General features: G+C 46.7%; 13 protein-coding genes and 1 pseudogene. 3 read left to right on the forward strand and 11 right to left on the reverse strand.

The features are described 5' to 3' along the window. Positions 1–64 precede the first annotated feature (64 nt). The 4 genes and pseudogenes from lspA to NNO03_RS16020 all read right to left on the reverse strand — a co-directional run bounded on the left by lspA (position 65) and on the right by NNO03_RS16020 (position 4,577). Positions 65–562, reverse strand: coding sequence for a signal peptidase II (lspA, locus tag NNO03_RS16005; protein WP_048212740.1), 498 nt, complete (start codon positions 560–562; stop codon positions 65–67). Continuing rightward, positions 562–3,378: an isoleucine--tRNA ligase gene (gene ileS / locus NNO03_RS16010; RefSeq protein WP_271449986.1), complete on the reverse strand. Its 2,817-nt coding sequence runs from the start codon at positions 3,376–3,378 to the stop codon at positions 562–564. Before ileS ends, lspA begins: the two co-directional genes overlap by 1 nt. Positions 3,379–3,415: 37 nt before the next feature. Further along, entirely contained in the window at positions 3,416–4,354 is a 939-nt protein-coding gene (ribF, locus tag NNO03_RS16015) for a bifunctional riboflavin kinase/FAD synthetase (RefSeq protein WP_271440452.1), read from the reverse strand. A 7-nt stretch (positions 4,355–4,361) separates the two neighbouring features. Further along, positions 4,362–4,577: pseudogene (locus NNO03_RS16020) on the reverse strand (DUF2575 domain-containing protein). 105 nt (positions 4,578–4,682) lie between these two features. Between NNO03_RS16020 and rpsT the strand changes: the two are divergent. Further along, positions 4,683–4,946 (forward strand): 30S ribosomal protein S20, encoded by a 264-nt coding sequence (rpsT, locus tag NNO03_RS16025; protein WP_003018940.1) that lies wholly within the window; start codon positions 4,683–4,685, stop codon positions 4,944–4,946. A gap of 59 nt (positions 4,947–5,005) precedes the next feature. On the opposite strand, the gene nhaR is transcribed toward rpsT, so the two are convergent. From nhaR to NNO03_RS16055, 6 genes are all read right to left on the reverse strand, one after another. Next, on the reverse strand, positions 5,006–5,905 hold the full coding sequence (nhaR, locus tag NNO03_RS16030; protein ID WP_137383775.1) for a transcriptional activator NhaR: 900 nt from the start codon (positions 5,903–5,905) through the stop codon (positions 5,006–5,008). 38 nt (positions 5,906–5,943) lie between these two features. Continuing rightward, a complete protein-coding gene (gene nhaA, locus NNO03_RS16035) occupies positions 5,944–7,110 on the reverse strand; it encodes a Na+/H+ antiporter NhaA (RefSeq protein WP_271440451.1) in 1,167 nt (388 codons plus the stop codon). A 165-nt stretch (positions 7,111–7,275) separates the two neighbouring features. Beyond that, positions 7,276–8,991, reverse strand: a complete 1,716-nt coding sequence (locus NNO03_RS16040) for an aryl-sulfate sulfotransferase (RefSeq protein WP_271449987.1) — start codon at positions 8,989–8,991, stop codon at positions 7,276–7,278. 115 nt (positions 8,992–9,106) lie between these two features. After that, a complete protein-coding gene (locus NNO03_RS16045; protein ID WP_271449988.1) occupies positions 9,107–10,357 on the reverse strand; it encodes a cytoplasmic protein in 1,251 nt (416 codons plus the stop codon). A 24-nt stretch (positions 10,358–10,381) separates the two neighbouring features. Beyond that, on the reverse strand, positions 10,382–11,578 hold the full coding sequence (locus NNO03_RS16050; RefSeq protein ID WP_271449989.1) for an anaerobic sulfatase maturase: 1,197 nt from the start codon (positions 11,576–11,578) through the stop codon (positions 10,382–10,384). A gap of 101 nt (positions 11,579–11,679) precedes the next feature. Continuing rightward, positions 11,680–13,173 (reverse strand): sulfatase, encoded by a 1,494-nt coding sequence (locus NNO03_RS16055; RefSeq protein ID WP_271440447.1) that lies wholly within the window; start codon positions 13,171–13,173, stop codon positions 11,680–11,682. Positions 13,174–13,751: 578 nt separating this feature from the next. On the opposite strand from NNO03_RS16055, the gene NNO03_RS16060 reads away from it, so the two are divergent. Together NNO03_RS16060 and NNO03_RS16065 are read left to right on the forward strand one after the other, a co-directional pair. Continuing rightward, complete coding sequence (locus NNO03_RS16060; RefSeq protein WP_271442878.1) at positions 13,752–14,510, forward strand: outer membrane protein OmpK; 759 nt, start codon at positions 13,752–13,754, stop codon at positions 14,508–14,510. A gap of 100 nt (positions 14,511–14,610) precedes the next feature. Then, on the forward strand, positions 14,611–16,185 hold the full coding sequence (locus NNO03_RS16065; RefSeq protein ID WP_271449990.1) for a bifunctional UDP-sugar hydrolase/5'-nucleotidase: 1,575 nt from the start codon (positions 14,611–14,613) through the stop codon (positions 16,183–16,185). A 63-nt stretch (positions 16,186–16,248) separates the two neighbouring features. On the opposite strand, the gene NNO03_RS16070 is transcribed toward NNO03_RS16065, so the two are convergent. Further along, positions 16,249–17,961 (reverse strand): aryl-sulfate sulfotransferase, encoded by a 1,713-nt coding sequence (locus NNO03_RS16070; RefSeq protein ID WP_271449991.1) that lies wholly within the window; start codon positions 17,959–17,961, stop codon positions 16,249–16,251. Positions 17,962–18,377 lie beyond the last annotated feature (416 nt).

Here is an 18,377-nt window from a genome sequence, read left to right on the forward strand (position 1 = left end):
TACCGGGCCTACAAGGATCGCAGTATATTGTAGGCCGGATTAGCATAGCGCCATCCGGCATTTTTTATGCGGCTTTTTTCTCTTTCGACGGTAAGAAGCCTTCAAGAACAATCAACGCCGCGCCGATACAAATCGCCGTATCTGCCAGGTTGAAGGTCGCGAAATGCCAGTCTCCGACGTAAAAGTCAATCATATCAACCACAAAGCCGTGCCACAGGCGGTCGAACAAGTTGCCCAGCGCACCGCCAATGATTAACGCATACGCGATGTTATTCAGCTTCTGCGTCGCCTTCGAGCGATACATCATCACCATCAGGATGACGCAAATACCGATGGCAATGCCGGCAAAGAACCAACGCTGCCAGCCACCGCTATCGGCTAAGAAGCTGAACGCCGCACCGTAGTTACGTGCATAGTGCAGATTAAGCGACGGGAACAGCGACACCGTATCCCCCAGAGCAAAGTTCTGGAGGATCAGGTATTTGCTGCCTAAGTCAATAATCAGCACGGCTACCACCAGCCACAGCCAGCGTAGCCCTGTTGAACAAAGAGGCTTACTCATCAGGCAAACTTACGTTGTTCGCCATCACCGGCGATGTTGCTGACACAGCGTCCGCAGATATCTGCATGTTCCGCCACCTGGCCGACGTCAGTGGTGTAATGCCAGCAGCGCGGGCACTTCTCACCTTCGGCTTTACTCAGTACGATCTTCAGCCCTTTGAGCAATTCGCTCTGCTGAGCATCAGCAGGTGCTGCGGCATAATCCGCAACAGTCGCACCGGAGGTCAACAGGACAAAACGCAACTCTTCGCCTAGTGCGGTCAGTTTCGCCGCCAGTTCAGGTTCGGCGTACAGGGTCACTGCCGCTTCCAGAGAACCGCCGACTTTCTTATCCGCACGCGCCTGCTCGATAACCTTGTTCACTTCGCCACGTACTTTCAGCAGCTCGTCCCAGAATGCGTCGTTCATGGCTTCGGTTTCGCCTAAGCCAAACAGACCGTCGTACCATTCACCAGTGAAGACGTATTTCTCGCGGGAACCCGGCAGGTAACCCCAGATTTCGTCTGCGGTGAAGGACATGATCGGTGCCATCCAACGAACCAGCGCTTCCGCAATATGGAACAGCGCAGTCTGGCAGCTACGACGCGCCCGGCTTTCCGCTTTCGCGGTGTACTGACGGTCTTTGATGATATCAAGGTAGAACGACCCCATTTCTACGGAGCAGAAGCGCATCAGACGCTGTACCACTTCGTGGAAGTCATAGGCTTCGTAAGCTTTCAGGATCTCTTCCTGAGCCGCCTGCGCACAACCTACCGCCCACCTGTCCAGTACCACCATATCTTCCGGTTTCACCATATCTTTAACCGGATCGAACCCGTTCAGGTTCGCCAGCAGGAAGCGCGCGGTGTTACGGATACGACGATAGCTGTCAGCAGCACGTTTCAGAATTTCATCGGAAACAGCCATTTCACCGGTATAGTCGGTCGATGCCACCCACAGACGCAGAATATCCGCGCCCAGTTTGTTCATCACATCCTGCGGAGAAACGGTGTTACCGATAGACTTGGACATCTTACGGCCCTGACCATCAACGGTGAAACCATGGGTCAGTACCTGACGGTAAGGCGCTTTGCCTTTCATTGCGGTGGAGATCATCAAAGAAGACATGAACCAACCACGGTGCTGGTCAGAGCCTTCCAGATACATATCTGCCGCATGCCCTGCAAACTCAGGACGCACGTCAACGACGGATGAATGGGTTGAACCGGAGTCAAACCACACGTCCAGCGTATCCGGTACTTTGACGTACTGATCAGCTTCATCGCCGAGGATATCTTTCGGGTCGAGATCCCACCACGCCTGGATACCGTCTATCTCAACGCGTTTGGCAACTTCTTCCATCAGTTCGATAGCGCGCGGGTGCAGCTCTTCGGTGTCTTTGTGGACAAACAGAGACATCGGCACGCCCCACGTACGCTGACGGGAGATACACCAGTCAGGACGGTTAGCAACCATCGATTCAATACGCGCCTGGCCCCAGTCAGGGATCCACTGTACGCCTTTGATCTCTTTCAGCGACTGCGCACGCAGGCCTTTCTGATCCATGCTGACGAACCACTGCGGAGTTGCGCGGAAGATGATCGGCGACTTGTGACGCCAGCAGCATGGATAGCTGTGCTGCATCTTCTCAACGTGCAGCAGCGCGCCTTTTTCACTCAGCAGCGCAACAATTTTGTCGTTAGCTTTAAAGACGTTCACACCATCGAGTTCCGGGTAGGTGCCCGCCAGGTATGCGCCGTCCGGGCCAACCGGGTTAGCGATTTCCAGACCGTATTTCTGGCTGATGACGTAGTCATCCGGGCCGTGGCCGCCAGCGGTATGGACCGCACCGGTACCCGCATCCAGCGTAACGTGATCGCCAAGGATAGCCGGCACGTCAAAGCCCATAAACGGATGGGTAAAGCGCAGCAGTTCCAGCTCAGCGCCTTTTACGGTGCCAAGGATAGTGTATTCAGCCGCGCCAATACGTTGCATTACGCTTTCAACCAGATCTTTTGCCAGAATTACCGCCTGGCCGTCCATCTGTACCAGCGCATAGTCAAAGTCAGGTGCCAGAGAGATCGCACGGTTAGCCGGTAACGTCCACGGGGTGGTGGTCCAGATAACCAGAGAGATTGGGCCATTGACATCAGAGACGCCAAATTTTGCTTTTACTGCGTCCGGGTCGGCCGCATGGAACGCAACGTCGATAGATGGAGACGTTTTGTCATAATACTCAACTTCCGCTTCCGCCAGCGCAGAACGACAGTCAACGCACCAGTGCACGGGTTTCGCGCCTTTATGCAGGTGGCCGTTACCGATGATTTTGCCCAACGCACGAATAATGTTGGCTTCAGTTTTGAAGTCCATGGTCAGATACGGATGCGACCAGTCGCCCAGCACGCCAAGACGAATAAAGTCTTTACGCTGACCGTCAACCTGCGTTGCAGCATATTCGCGGCACTTAGCACGGAACTCCGCAGCGGTGAACTTCTCACCGGGTTTACCGTATTCCTGCTCCACTTTCAGCTCGATAGGCAGACCGTGGCAGTCCCAGCCCGGAACGTAAGGCGAGTCATAACCCGTGAGTCCTTTGGACTTCACGATAATGTCTTTCAGAATCTTGTTAACCGAGTGACCAATATGAATGCTGCCATTCGCATAAGGAGGGCCATCATGCAGAATGAAGGTTTTTTTGCCTTTTTTGGCCGCACGAATGATGCCGTACAGGTCATCATCAGTCCAACGCGCCAGCATTCCCGGTTCACGCTTGGCGAGATCGCCGCGCATCGGGAACCCTGTTTCCGGCAAATTCAGGGTTGATTTATAGTCACTCATCAGATTCTCGGTTCCGTATTTAAAACTCGTATAGGCATTAAGCCGGTTTTGTTAGCCCAAAAAAATCGCGGGCAGTTAACTCATCACGCGCAATCTGCGCTTTTAGTTCATCCAGCGAAGCAAATCGCTGTTCGTTGCGTATCTTTTTACGCAGTACTACATCTATATGGCGACCGTAGAGGTCCATTGCAACATCCAGTAGATGCACTTCCAACTGCTGACGTACACCGGCAACCGTCGGACGGGTGCCAATGTTAGCTACGCCGGGAAAAGGCTTTTCACCCAATCCCATCACTTCAACCGCATATACCCCTTTCACTGGGGAAACCTGGCGACGCAGCGGTAAATTTGCCGTCGGGAAACCGATAGTTCGCCCCAGTTCATCGCCATGTACGACACGTCCTGAAATGGTAAAAGGGTGTCCAAGCAAACTTTCGGCCAGTTGCAGGTTATCGTCTGCCAGCGCCTGACGCACAGCGGTGCTGCTGATCCGCACACCGCCTTCACAGAAGGTTTGGGTACTGGTGATATCAAAACCATACTCAGCGCCCGCTTCCTGTAATAACAAGAAATCGCCCGCGCGGCTAGCGCCAAAGCGGAAATCATCACCAACAGCAAGAAATTGTACACCAAGGCGCTTCACCAGCAGGTCGCTGATAAAGGTCTGTGCCGTTAATGCGGCGAAACGCCTGTCAAAACGCACGCACAGCACGTAATCCACGCCGCATTCGGCCAGATAACGCAGTTTTTCCCGCAGGCGGGTAAGTCGCGCAGGTGACTTATCCGTCGCAAACAGTTCCAGCGGCTGTGGCTCGAAAATCATCACCATCACTGGCAGACCGCGTTTGCGCCCTTCTTCCTGCAAGCCCTGCAACAAGGCACGGTGGCCACGGTGCACGCCGTCGAAATTACCAATAGTCAGCACACACCCATGCGGGGCCTGACTGAGATTATGTATGCCTCGTATCAGCTTCATGTCTGGCTCAAAACAGTGAAAATCGTGAAAGTATACCCTGTACAGCGGTCAAGGTTAACCGGCGATTGTTTCCTCGAAACAGAAAGAAGATTGTTTTCATTGTTATGAAACAAATTGATGCCCTTCACCGGTAAACCAATTCAATTTTTCTCATCGAAAAGCTGTATTCACAGCACGCAAGCTGGTAGAATCCTGCGCCATCACTACGCAACGAGTGCTGCAATTTAAACGGCGCTTATTTGCACAAATCCATTGACAAAAGAAGGCTAAAAGGGCATATTCCTCGGCCTTTGAATTGTCCATATAGAACACATTTGGGAGTTGGACCTTGGCTAATATCAAATCAGCTAAGAAGCGCGCCGTTCAGTCTGAAAAGGCCCGCAAGCACAACGCTAGCCGTCGCTCTATGATGCGTACTTTCATCAAGAAAGTATACGCAGCTATCGAAGCTGGCGACAAAGCTACTGCACTGAAAGCATTTAACGAAATGCAACCAATCGTGGACCGTCAGGCTGCTAAAGGTCTGATCCACAAAAACAAAGCTGCACGTCATAAAGCAAACCTGACTGCACAGATCAACAAACTGGCTTAATCGTCTGCTTGTTGTCGCTTTGTGAAAAAACCCGCGTAAGCGGGTTTTTTTATGTCTGCTTATTTGCTCACTGGCGTAAAGAGCGCGGAATAGTCCGCATTACAAATACGCTGCACCGCCGGGTGCTGGATCATTCTCTCCGCAAAAATGGCATGGTATTCCTCCATCACATTCTCCACACGTCCAATCTCCACAATCGAATCATCGGCATAGAAATTGTTCGAATAGAGCGTTGGGGCAACGAAAATAGCATTGTGCGTGGCACCGAAGGCTTTCATCAATGCGGCATCATCAAACTCCCCGAGGATTTCAACATTCAGCCCCTGAGAGTTAATCCAGTTCAGCAACTTACGCCCCAGCATTGAACGACGGCCTGGAATCAGCAATCGCCGCTCTTCAAGACAGGCCGGAAATGGCTTCTCAGGTAAGGGATTCGTGCACCAAAAACTGACACAGCACTCGCCTATTTTCACCGAGAACAGACCTTCCTGCTGCGTCGAATCAATCGGACAATCTGAGATAATCATATCCAGCTTGTGCTGACTGAGCTGTTCTAGCAGCATCTCGTGCGTAGATTCAAAGCAGCGCAGGTGGATTTGTTCATCTTCCACCACAGCGGCATCCAGCACACTGCTGACCAGCTGTTTAGACAACGCATCCGCCACACCGACATCGAACAATAAATTAGACTCTTTGCGATAGTTCACGATATCCAGCATCTCCTGGCTTAACGTGAACATTTTATCCGCATAGCGAAAGACTAATTCTCCCAGTTCACTGGGCTCCAGTCCGCGCCCCTTACGCTTGAACAGTTTTCCCTGTAAGCGTTCCTCAAGCGCTTTAATCTGCCCGGTAATGGTCTGTGGCGTCAGATAAAGCGCTTCTGCTGCACCAACCACCGAACCTTCCTTATACACATGCCAGAAGTAATACAGGTGGTTGTAATTGATATGAGACATACTCTCTCCCTGAAAATTGTCACAAAAGCGTCAGCCGATCAGGCTGACACGTTCAATCGAGTGCGTAACCAGCAATAGCCGATCACAGCCGACAGCAAAGAACCGATCAGAATCCCCAGTTTTGCCCAGTTAATCAGCTCTGGATCAACGCTGCCGAACGCCAGGCTGGCAATGAAAATCGACATAGTGAAACCAATGCCGCACAGAATACCTACCGCCATGATCTGCTGGAAATTCGTGCCTTCTGGCAGCTGTGCCAACTTCAGGCGGAGCGCCAGCCAGCAGAACAGGCTAATCCCCAGCGGCTTACCGATGAGCAGGCCAGCGATAATTCCCAGCGGCAGAATCGAGGTCAATCCATCCAGCGTAACGCCCTGCAGCGAAACACCTGCGTTAGCAAAGGCAAACAGCGGCAGAATCAGATAAGCCACCCACGGATGCAGGACGTGCTCCAGACGCTTCGCCGGTGAGCGCCCATGTTTTTCCTTTAACGGAATGAAGAAGCCCACAATCACCCCGGCCAGAGTCGCGTGCACGCCAGATTTCAGTACCGCAGTCCACAGCACCACGCCGACCAGAATGTAAATACCCGTCCGTCTTACGCCACACAGATTCAACGCAGCCAGAATAACAATGGCCAGAGCGGCAACCCCCAACGAAAGCAGTGAAAGATCGCTGGTGTAGAACAATGCAATAATCACAATGGCGCCGAGGTCATCAATAATCGCCAGCGCCATCAGGAAGATTTTCAGCGCCAGCGGGACACGACTGCCCAGCAGCGCCAGCACGCCTAACGCAAAAGCAATATCCGTTGCTGCAGGGATAGCCCACCCTTCACGAGTGACGGGATCGGCATAGTTAAATGCCAGATACAGCAACGCCGGGACAATCATGCCGCCAATCGCCGCAATGATCGGGAACGCTGCCTGACGCAAACTGGCAAGCGATCCCTGCATCAGCTCACGCTTCACTTCCAGACCGATCAGCAGGAAAAACACCGCCATCAAGGCATCGTTGATCCACAACAGCATATTTTTGTTGATCTCAAGCGCGCCAACCCGCAGTTGAACAGGCGTCTCCAGAAAGGCGTGGTACCATCCACTGGTGACCCCGATATTGGCCATCAACATGGCTACCGCTGCAGCGATGATCAGAATTATGCCGCCCGAGGCGTCGCTACTAAAAAAACGATGTAGATGTTTCACTTTTATTCTCTCTATTGGGTGAATACTTCGTAATTACTATCTTACTCCGCATAATTCATCGTTAATATTAGATTATTCATGATGAATAGATCGGTTTTTACGAACAAAAAAGCCCAACTGTTCGTTGGGCTGAGAAAAATTCACGCTGGAGCGTAAAACACACACTTAAGCATAGAGATTCATTTTGTACACACGGAAACTGGTGATGTCATAGCGATAACCTGCGCCATTAACGTCTTCACTCTTATAGTAACCGGAGGTCATCGTCGCTTCAAAAAGCACCGACTTCGTCTCTGGATCGATCTCCTGCAGGAGCAAGTTACCCATTGCTTCACTTCCCGCTCGTGGGTCATCAATATCACTGTCTCCCGGCTGGCAAGAAATAGCGAGTCCATTTTCATCAAACGTACAGTCGCCAAAATGCACCACAATATTCCCGTTTTGCTGTACTTCTTTAGCGCTCACACAGCTGCTATAACCGCGAGATCCCAACTCTTTCCCATACGCGAAAGGACGCATAACCGTCATCAAATTCAGATCAACGATGAAATGCACAACCTGGCTGTAGTTATCTGGCGGGAGAAGACTTTTGCTGTCTTCACGGGAGCGAAAGTTACCGTTGTCAAAGACCATAAACTCAACAATTCCCGGTTCGTCATTAGCCACCTCAACCACGTTATGCTGCCCCCACGACCAAAAATCTCGGTTTGCAGCATCCACATCATCTTGATTACTGAGGTCGTAAAGAGGAATGCCTTCGCTGTCGACAGGAGTAAGAAGATAAGGCTGATAATCCTCTGTCCAATCCTCATGCGTGGACATAATAAACTGCAGCGCTTCAGTTTCCAGATCGATACCAAAAACAGCACTCTGATGGCGTCCTGAGGCAATTAGCAAATTATTCGTTTCATTAACATAGCTCTGGTTGATATGCAGCCAGTCCTGAACGGTCGCGTCTTCACCTGGAGCGGTCCCTGTTGGACGCGCTGTACGGGAGGTATCCAGAATCGTTGCCATATCGTAATAAGCAATCTCCTGTCCCGTTGAAAGATCAACCACAGATACGCCATCCTCATTCGTTTTCAGCGAATCAGGACGACCAGAAGTATATTCAGAGGGCGCAACAATAGTATTACTGTCCCACTGCCAAATTGAATGGTGGAACTGGTTGTCCAACATATAAAATGTATACAGCCGCCCCATCATGTCAAACTCATACATATCCAGATAGGTATTTTTGGCTTCTGAGGTTGCCAGGAAATGACCATTATCCACACGAACCAAATTGAAGGATGGGAAGTCTTGTGTAACATACCAGCGCACCACGCCATCCTGATCCAGAGCGTAATTATAACGATCGAAATGTGTAATAAAATAACAGCCCGGCGCAAGCATATCTGTGTCAGTCGCCGATTGCGTCACATTAACAATGGGGAACCCAAGCTGCACATCTGCAGAATCTGTTTCAGGCAAAGGTTGAGTTGCAATCGTGTAAGTCGCATTGATCTCCTCGTCAACCAATAGGGTAAGTAGGTTATCGGTATCAGCCACCAGACCCAGTACAGGCAGCAAATTTTCCCCCACGCTCAACGTAACCTCTTGGGTAATCAACATCGCATTTTGCGCCAAATCCTGAATGTTTAACGTAATGGTGCGTACTTCATCGCTCCAAACGCCGGCATAAGCACTTAAGGGAGCGGTGCCATAAGGATTGAGAATAATAAGTGCATTATCTAGTGTATTCTCGTCAGTGATCTGCGCCAGACAATCTTGGTAAATAGCTGTATGACTGAGAACTATCTCATTATTAGTGTCGATACCCTGATTCACTGCCGGGCGAGGAGTCGGTAACTTAAGATTCTGCGCAGGAATATTTTCCATTATAAATCTCCATTGTATTCATTTCACCGTTCCACAGCGGAACAATAAAACAAATACATGGAAAATCATCAATCAGATAATAAAAAGGCATCAATTACTATCAATGGAAAATATGTTATAGTGTGATGTTTTTGTTATATTCAAACTTTAAGTAATTCAATACCATTGTGACATTTGCTGGCGACAAACGACTGAGTTGTAAGAAAAATGGATGTACCTGTAAAAACTGGATGAATTTTGTTGCTCCGGTTAGGGTTGCATAACGCAGCATACTCGTTTTTTTATTCCCTGTTAGATTACATACGGCTTTAGCATAACCGCGAGACGAAAAAGAACGCCAGACATTATTACGTATTCCACCGCTACGAAATACACGATAGGGAAAGTTTGCATCCGATGGCAAGTCACCCATTTCTCTTACAAATGAGATATGACAACGGCTTTGTCGAATAGATTTCAAATTCGCCATCATACATCCCCCTAATATAAAACATTCATGATCAATGTAGTGCTGAACATTAAGGGTTCGTTCATCTGTAAGTTCTTTGACCAACTCAAAATGTCGATATGCAGGGAGGACGGGTTTTACCAACATTCCGGGATCGTTTTTGTGCAACGCGGCGGGACCATAATCCACATCAAATAATGTGTTTCGTCGCATTGTCATGAGTTCTTTACGTTGGACAAGATGCGCTAGCGTGCCGGATGGTAGGCGTTCTTCATAGTCAGAAATATACTGATATTCTTCTTCTACAGCCTGAGTGGAATAATTGGTTGTCACAGCAATAACTCTACCACTGCTTTCCTCTGCCGTAACCAGAACATACAGGCTGTGGTCGCCACCGTTAAATTTAACCCGAAAAGCGCGTGTGCTCATGGCCAAATCGAATGCTGGAAATGTGAATTCTCGTTCGGATTGATTTACGCTGCGAGATAATTTTTGTAATGCACGGTTCAGTCCTGTGCTGTCTAATGAAAGCGTCGTTCTGATATCTGCCAATGAGGCACCTTCCAGGATAAGTCTGGCAAGGCTTTCCTGGCGGACATCCGCTTTATGCCGACCAAGGAAAACAAAGGTTTTATGACACTGAAGACAGTACAGTCGGGCCTCTCCCTGGGCGGAAAAACCGTACTTTTTCAATGACGAACTGCCACAACCAGGACAAGCCTTAATTAGCCCTCTCCAGGGCAGGTTAGCCGACAGACGGAAAAGATTGAGCGAACGTTCAGAAATGACCGGGAATGAGAATCCACATTCTCTGCACAAAATGTCCTTACCTTGCACCAAATAATCCGGGCTGTTGAGGATACCCATATTTTTGCACTCAGGCGTTTTACAAGCATCGACATTGATTTGGAAAAACATATTCACTCCCTGCGAATATTACTGTCATACAAATATTGTTTTTATCTCTGCGGGTGAAATATTATTTTCACAGAGCGTCTTCATCGCCCCCATCGCCAATGCTGTATGGGCAAAAAATGCCTGATAACCAGCGCATAAATAGTTCTGATTCAACATCCCTGAGGCCGAAGGTAAAAAACGGTGTTTGGGGCATCCCCCATGGCAGGCAAATTGCCACTGACAGGAGTAGCATTCTTGCGCCATTGTACGGTTTTTATCATTGCCGAATTGCCGGTTCTGCTCGCTATTGTTCATTGCGCGTAGCGTCGTATGCTGAATATTTCCCAACTTGTACTGTGGATAGACAAAGTGATCGCAGTTATAGACATCACCGTTCATTTCCATCGCAAACGCACTACCGCATGTGGGAGCAAACACGCAGACTTGCGGAGGTAGACCACACCAGGCCCCAAGCGTCTGCTCAAAGAGTTGTATGCCAATATTACCAATGTCCTCACGGATCCAGACATCAAAAATGGCATTGAGGAAGTGGCCGAACTGAAGGGAATCAACAGACCACGGCATCATGGTTATCTGTTTATCATCAGGATGTGCCAACCTGCCATCCTCGCTAGCGCTGCATCGTTCAACGAGCGGGATAAATTGCATATATCGGCTGCCAATACTTTTCAGGTATTGATAGACCTGCAGTGGGAAACGCATATTAGTGTGATTAACAACCGTCAGTGTATTAAATTCGACGCCATGGCGTACCAGACATTCAATGGCCTGTTCAACTTTTCTGTGCGTCGGTTTACCCGAACGAGTCACACGCCATTCATCATGTAGCGCGGCATCACCATCAACAGAGATCCCGACCAGGAAATCATTCTGCTGGAAAAAAACAGCCCATTCATCATCGATTAAAATACCGTTCGTCTGGAAAGTATTAACAATGCTCTTCCCTCTCGCGTAATGTTGCTGAAACTCAACCGCTCGCTGATAAAATGCGCGCCCCATCAGTGTCGGTTCTCCACCTTGCCATGCAAAAATGACTTCATCCACATCCTGTGCGGCAATGTGTTGTTTGATGAATAATTCCAGCATGGAATCTGACATCCTGTAATTACCTTTTCTGTCTGGATACAGTTTTTCTTTCTCCAGGTAAAAGCAGTATTTACAGTCCAGATTGCATACCGACCCTGTCGGCTTAATCATTACCTGGCAACTTTTCCTGTGCATCGCGAAGGTCCATAAATAAAAGAACCCAGCCCAGCACCAAAGTGCTGAGCCAGGCGGGCATAGCCCTAAGTGGCATACACTGTATTTTTATTATTATCCGGCTAGCCCCAGGTGACCGGAGTCGGTTTCTCGCCTCGAGCTTTCATCAATGAATCGTTATCAATATCCTTTTTGTACTTCAGGAATTTACCGTACATCTGTTTTTCAATATCAGGCTGTTTGCCAATCAAGTTAAGCGTTTCAAACCGATCCTGTTTCAGGTTATAGAGATACTTCGGCTTATTCTCACGATCGATGATCATTTTCCAGTCACCATCACGCATAGCCCACTCATCGGTAGGGTCGTCCTGGAATGGCATATCAATACCGAAGATCAGCGGTTTTTCACGGTTTAACGTTTTCTGCTCAAGCAGCGGCACCAGAGACTGCCCATCGTAGGAACGATCTGTTGGGAGTTTGAAATTCATCATGTTGGCCAACGTCGGCAACCAATCAAGACCGTAAACCGGCGTATCAGAGACCATCCCTTGTGGAATATGTTTGCCATATTTGATGATTGCCGGAACGCGGATCCCACCTTCCCACAAGTTATCTTTACGGCCACGCAAGCCATCGGTCTCACCCGCCAGATTCAGCTCATACACTTTACGTGCCTCGCGGGTTACCGGTCCGTTATCGCTGGTAAAGATGACAATGGTGTTATCTTCTTCGCCCATCGCCTTGATCTTATCCATCACTTTACCGACCTGAGCATCCATATAGCTGATGTTAGCGTAATACTCTCCCGTACCGCGCCACGGTTTATCTGCCCAGTCACCATAGAACAGATCCGGATGCTGTTTTTGATAATCACTCATGTATTGCGAGTACATATCAAGGTATTTTTGGGGTGAAGCCAGTGGGCTGTGAACCTCTGTAAACGCAACATATAGAAAGAACGGTTTATCATCTTTCTTATTATCCAGCCAGTTCACAACTTCGGAGCTGACCAGTTCACCGCTATAGGTGTCCGCTCTGCCAATCGATTTTCCATTACGCACAAACCCAGTGGGATGCACGGTGCCATAGCGTGGACGTTCTTTGGCATTATCCAACGTAGAATCGGTCACAAAGCCGGAAGCATTGACCAGACCATAGTCAAAGCCCATATCTTTTGCCTGTGGTTGGTCAGTACGGTCGCCACCAGCATTAAGATGCAGCTTACCCATCATCGCCGTATCGTAGCCCTGTTGCTTCAGCAAGTTAGCAATAGTCAGTTCATTTCGACCTAACGCAACATTAGTGCCTTCAGGGATCCAGGAGCGAATCCCTGTACGAAACGGCATTCGGCCAGTAAGCAACCCAGCTCGAGAGGGAGAACACAGAGGAGCTGGCGCATAATAATCGGTAAATTTCACCCCGTCCTGAGCCAGTTTGTCGATATTAGGCGTTTTAACGATTCGATGGCCATAAGTCGCCAGATCGCCATAACCTAAATCATCTGCAAGAATGATGACTAAGTTAGGGCGTTTATCCGCAGCGGCTTGTACGGTTGATAATGCACTCCCGGCACATAGAGCCAATCCAATCATGCTGGCAACGACAGTTCTTTTCATTCCAACTCCTTTGAATTATCACATAGTCAATTACGCGACAGATCTACCAATAAATTAAATTTCTGTTTAATTTCCACCCTCGCTATTACATGGCGATGTAATAGCGACAGAAAAACAAAGAACAATATACATTCACAGATATTATATTAATCACGAAAGCCATATTAACAATATAAATACCAGACTTATCTATATAATGCAGCGAAGAAAAGTTTATTAGAAATGAATACGCCAACAAGTGATGAAGATCCCAAATGTTATGGGATACATTTTCCTTTACCCTTCTAATGTCAGTATATGTTGTTTTCTCATCGCTAACCTATTAATCTCCAAGGAATAATACTTAACAGATAAAAAAATAAAATACCGAATAAAAAATACATGTTACTGTTGTAACACTGAACACTTTCAAAAAACATCAAGTTGCCATTTAAAAAACAACACTAATTGACACCTGGCACCGTTAACACTCAATCACTGACATTTTTGCGACATCTATCACTCACGAATAAACCCCCAATCAATAGACTCTCATTTTTTCCGCACATTATTAGTATCTTTACCTCATGGAGTTGAGCATGAATAAAATATATATTAAGAGTCTACTTGCTGCATGCGTTATCTTATCCACCTTCAATAGCCATTCTGCTGAACTAAAACGCGTCTATGGAAAGATTAGCCTCGGCTACGGTGATTGGAATAAAGGATTTGTAAACGTCGATCGAGGTGAAGTATGGAAAGCTGTTGCTGATTTCGGCGCTGTTTTTGATAGAGGTGAATTCGCCTCATTTTACGAAATGAATGTACTCAACCATCCAGTAGAAGGACGTAACCATACGACTCAATTTCTTGGACATTATCGTCCGATAGAAGGGTCTGATTTTACGTTAATGACTAAACTTTATATGTCGATGGAAAACAAATTTGGTGATGAGTTGAACATGATGTATGGGGTAGGCTACCTGGGTCTGGTAGAGAAATCATGGTTTATCAAACCTTATGTCGCGATACATAATTTATCCAGCGACTATAACTCTGCAAAATACGGTCAGGCTAATGGATTTAACGGCTATGTCCTTGGCTGGGTTGCTGCATATAATTTCGAAATGCTTAATGAGAAATTTGCCATTTCAAACTGGAATGAAGTTGAAATGGATCGTAATGATGCTTATGCAGAGCAGCAAGGTGGGAAAACGGGTCTAAATGGTGCCGTTACGTTTACCTGGAAATTTATGCCCCGCTGGACAGCCTCTGTATCCTATCGTTACTTCAATAATAAATTAGGGTATCAGGATTATGGTGACCGTATGAATTACCTGGTGGGTTTTGAATTCTAATTCATCAGCAGAAAAGTAAACTCTATAGTTAGAAATTAATCTTAGATATATGTTTATCAATAAATTAGACATAGATCGATGTTGTATATTTAACAAATGGATGGTTAATATGAAAAAGAAATTTTCAGTATCATTACTTTCTCTGTGTATCGGGTTATCATCAGCCGTAACGTTCTCCGCTGATGCCCGAGATATCACAATCTATTACACCAATGATTTACATGCCCACGTCTCTCCAGAAATTATTCCTTATGTGTCTAAAACCCGTGAAGTTGGTGGGTTTGCGCCCATTTCGAAAATTGTTAAAGATGCAAAAGCCAAAGAAAAAGATGTTTTTTTCTTTGACGCTGGTGACTATTTTACCGGACCGTATATCAGCACCTTAACCAAAGGTGAAGCCATTATCGATATACTGAATACTATGCCCTATGATGCCGTCTCAGTAGGGAACCATGAGTTTGATCACGGGCATGAGAATTTGGTCACACAACTCAGCAAACTTAAATTTCCGGTGCTGCTCGACAACGTTTTTTACAGCGGAACGGAAAACCCGTTGATTAAAACACCGTATACCATCGTCGAAAAAGATGGCTTAAAAATTGGTGTTATTGGTATGCACGGTGTTTCCGCGTTTTATGAAGCGATTGCAGCAGGTGTACGTGAAGGTGTGGACTGCCGGGATCCTGTTCCTTATGTGAAAAAACAGCTGGAAGAGTTAAAGGGAAAAGTTGACCTCACTGTGCTTCTTGCGCATGAAGGCGTCCCAGGCCGCCAGTCCAGTGGTGGTGATGATGATGTTGCTCGCGCGCTGAAGACCGATGTTGAAATGGCTAAAACGCTTGAAGGTTACGGGTTGAACGTGCTTATCACCGGTCACGCTCATAAGGGTACACCGGAGCCGATTAAAGTCGGAGATACGCTTGTCGTCTCTACTGATGCCTATACGATTGAATTAGGTAAGCTGGTACTTGACTGGAACCCTGAAACGAAAAAAGTGGATAGCTACAACGGCAAACTCATCACGATGTACGCAGATACCTACAAACCCGATCCACAAACACAAGCGAAAATTGATGAGTGGAATAATAAGGTTAAGGCCATTACTGACCGCGTCGTTGCCCACTCACCGGAAATTCTGACCCGCTCCTATGGTGAATCAGCAACGACAGGTAACTTAATAACCGATGCATTGTTGTATAAAGTGCCTTACGCCGATGCTGCCTTCTATAATGCTGGCGGTATTCGTTCCGAACTACCAAAAGGCAATATTACCTATGGTGATGTATTGAGCATGTACCCATTTACCAATGATGTGATGAGCATGGATATCAGCGGCAAAGATCTGAAAGCCATTATGTCGCATGCAGCCGATCTGAAAAATGGTATTCTGCATGCTTCTAAGACCGTACAATTCAAATATGACAGTACGAAACCGCAAGGCCAGCGCATTGTTGAATTCAATATTAAAGGCAAGCCGGTGGAAGACAATAAATACTACTCTGTTGCGCTCGACTCATTCATTGGTAAAGGCGGTGGTGGGTTTACCTTCACCAAGGGTAAAAATGTAAAATATATCAAGGGACTGCAAACTGCTCAGGCAATTGTTGATTACATGGAACATATCAACAACATTACACCTGATCACACCATGCGTGTCGATGATATTAGCAAGTAGTGACTTAGCCTCAAGTATTTAAACATCATGCGGCCATAAAATGGCCGCATTTTCTATACCTAATTAAAAGAGTGGCAATTTATAAACTCTGAATGCTGAGATATCATAGCGATAATCATCCCCATTGACTTCAGCATTCTTATAATAGCCCGATGTTACGGTTGCCTCGAACAGCAGTTGTTTGGTTTCCTTATTGATTTCTTGCAGTACCAGCATACCCAGTGCCTGACTACCATCCAGCGGATCTACAATATCACTATATCCTGGCTGGGCGGATAAAGGGCGACCATTTTCATCCATAGTGCTTGCGCCAAAATGGATGACCAGATTACCATTACTGAGTAAATGCTTGGCACTGACAAAACTGCTATATCCCCGGCTTCCCACCTCTTCTTTACCATATTCATACGAACGTGATACCGTCATTGTATTCAGATCGATTCTAAACTGAACCACCCGGCTAAAATTATCAATCGGTAGCAAACTTTTGGCATCATCCCGGGAACGGTAATTTCCATTGTCAAACACTAAGAACTCCAGAATACCACTCTCTGTATTTGGGATTTCAACGATATTATGCTGACCCCATGTCCAGAAATCACTGTTCGCTGAATCAATTCCTTCCTGAGTAGAAAAATCGAACAACGGATTACCTGATTCATCAACTGGGGTAAGTAGATATTCTTCAAAGTCAGAGGCCCAGTCCTCGTGATCTGCCATAATAAAGCGCAATTGCCCCGACTCAACATCAACCCCAAAAACAGAACTTTGGTGGCGCCCGGATGAAACCAGCAAATTGTTCGTCGTATTAATATAGCTTTGGTTGATATGCAACCAATCATCCATCGTCACAGATTGACCTGGCGCACTTCCCGATGGGCGTGGAGAACGTGAATAGTCCATCACTTTCAACATATCATAATAAGCGACTTCAAGCCCGGTAGTCAGATCGATAATGGAAACACCATCCTTGCCTGTTGAATAATCGTCAGGGCGTCCATTGGTATACTCCGAGGGAGCAATAGCAAGATTGTTCTCTAATGGCAGAATAGAGTGATGAAACTCATTATCAAGCAGATAGACTGTATACACTCGTCCCATTACATCAAATTCATACATGTCCAGGCAATGATTGACACCCTGTGATGTCGCCAGAAAATGTCCATTGTCTATTCGAACAAAATTGTAGGAAGGAATCTCCTGAGAAACATACCAACGAACGATACCATATTGGTCAAATGCCAGATTGTAACGGTCAAAATACGTAGAAAAATAAAGGCCATCAGCTACTAATGAAGATTCATCAACGGCTTTGGTTACAGTAATAACCGGGAAGCCAAGAGTAATATCCGCAGAATCCGATGGCGGTAATGCTGCAGGCGTTACCGTGTATTGCCCGACGATCTGCGTATCGGAGATCAAGGTAATGACATTATCTTCGCCAGCAACTAGCCCCGAAACAGGAACCAGGTTAGCACCAGTTTGCATACTGTATGTCCATGAGACGACAACGGTGCTCTCCTTACTATCCTGAACAGTAACCGTTATATCTTCATTCAATGCCCCCCATATCCCTAAATAAAGACTTAAAGGCGCAGTTCCATAAGGATCTAAAGTAATTAACGGATTCTCATAGCTATCCGCGTCCGTCACTGTCGCGAGCAGACTTTGATAGATTGCATTATGTGAAAGTACCATCGCATTATCAACGTCAATTTGTTGGTTAATGGGTGTGCGAGGAGCTGGCTGGCTGATAGATAACTTATTGATGTTCATATTTCCACCTTTCCATAAAATAGTATTCATTTCTTGTCAGCAACATAATACCGACGTTTCAAAAATAATAAGATAGAAACCGTGGCACAAATAAATAACAATAAAATGTTATGATTTAACATATCATGAACGTATAAGTAATAAATAACATTGCATAGCGCTTCTCACGTTGTGGCTAAAATACTATAAATTGCCATTTGACCTACGCCAGAAATCAGCACAATATTTATAGCCACTGACTAATGACTAATTTAAAACATAGCATGTATTTAATTAAGTATTCATTCAAACTAAATTAGCGTTAGTTTCTGTGATCTGTCTCCTTTTTATATGCAAATGGTATATATATACATTGAACAATTGATTTTTAGAACTTAGTCTTCCTGAACACTCTTTAACAAAACCTGGTATATAAA

Source organism: Citrobacter sp. Igbk 16 (assembly GCF_028069755.1).
In the GTDB taxonomy this organism is placed as follows: domain Bacteria; phylum Pseudomonadota; class Gammaproteobacteria; order Enterobacterales; family Enterobacteriaceae; genus Citrobacter.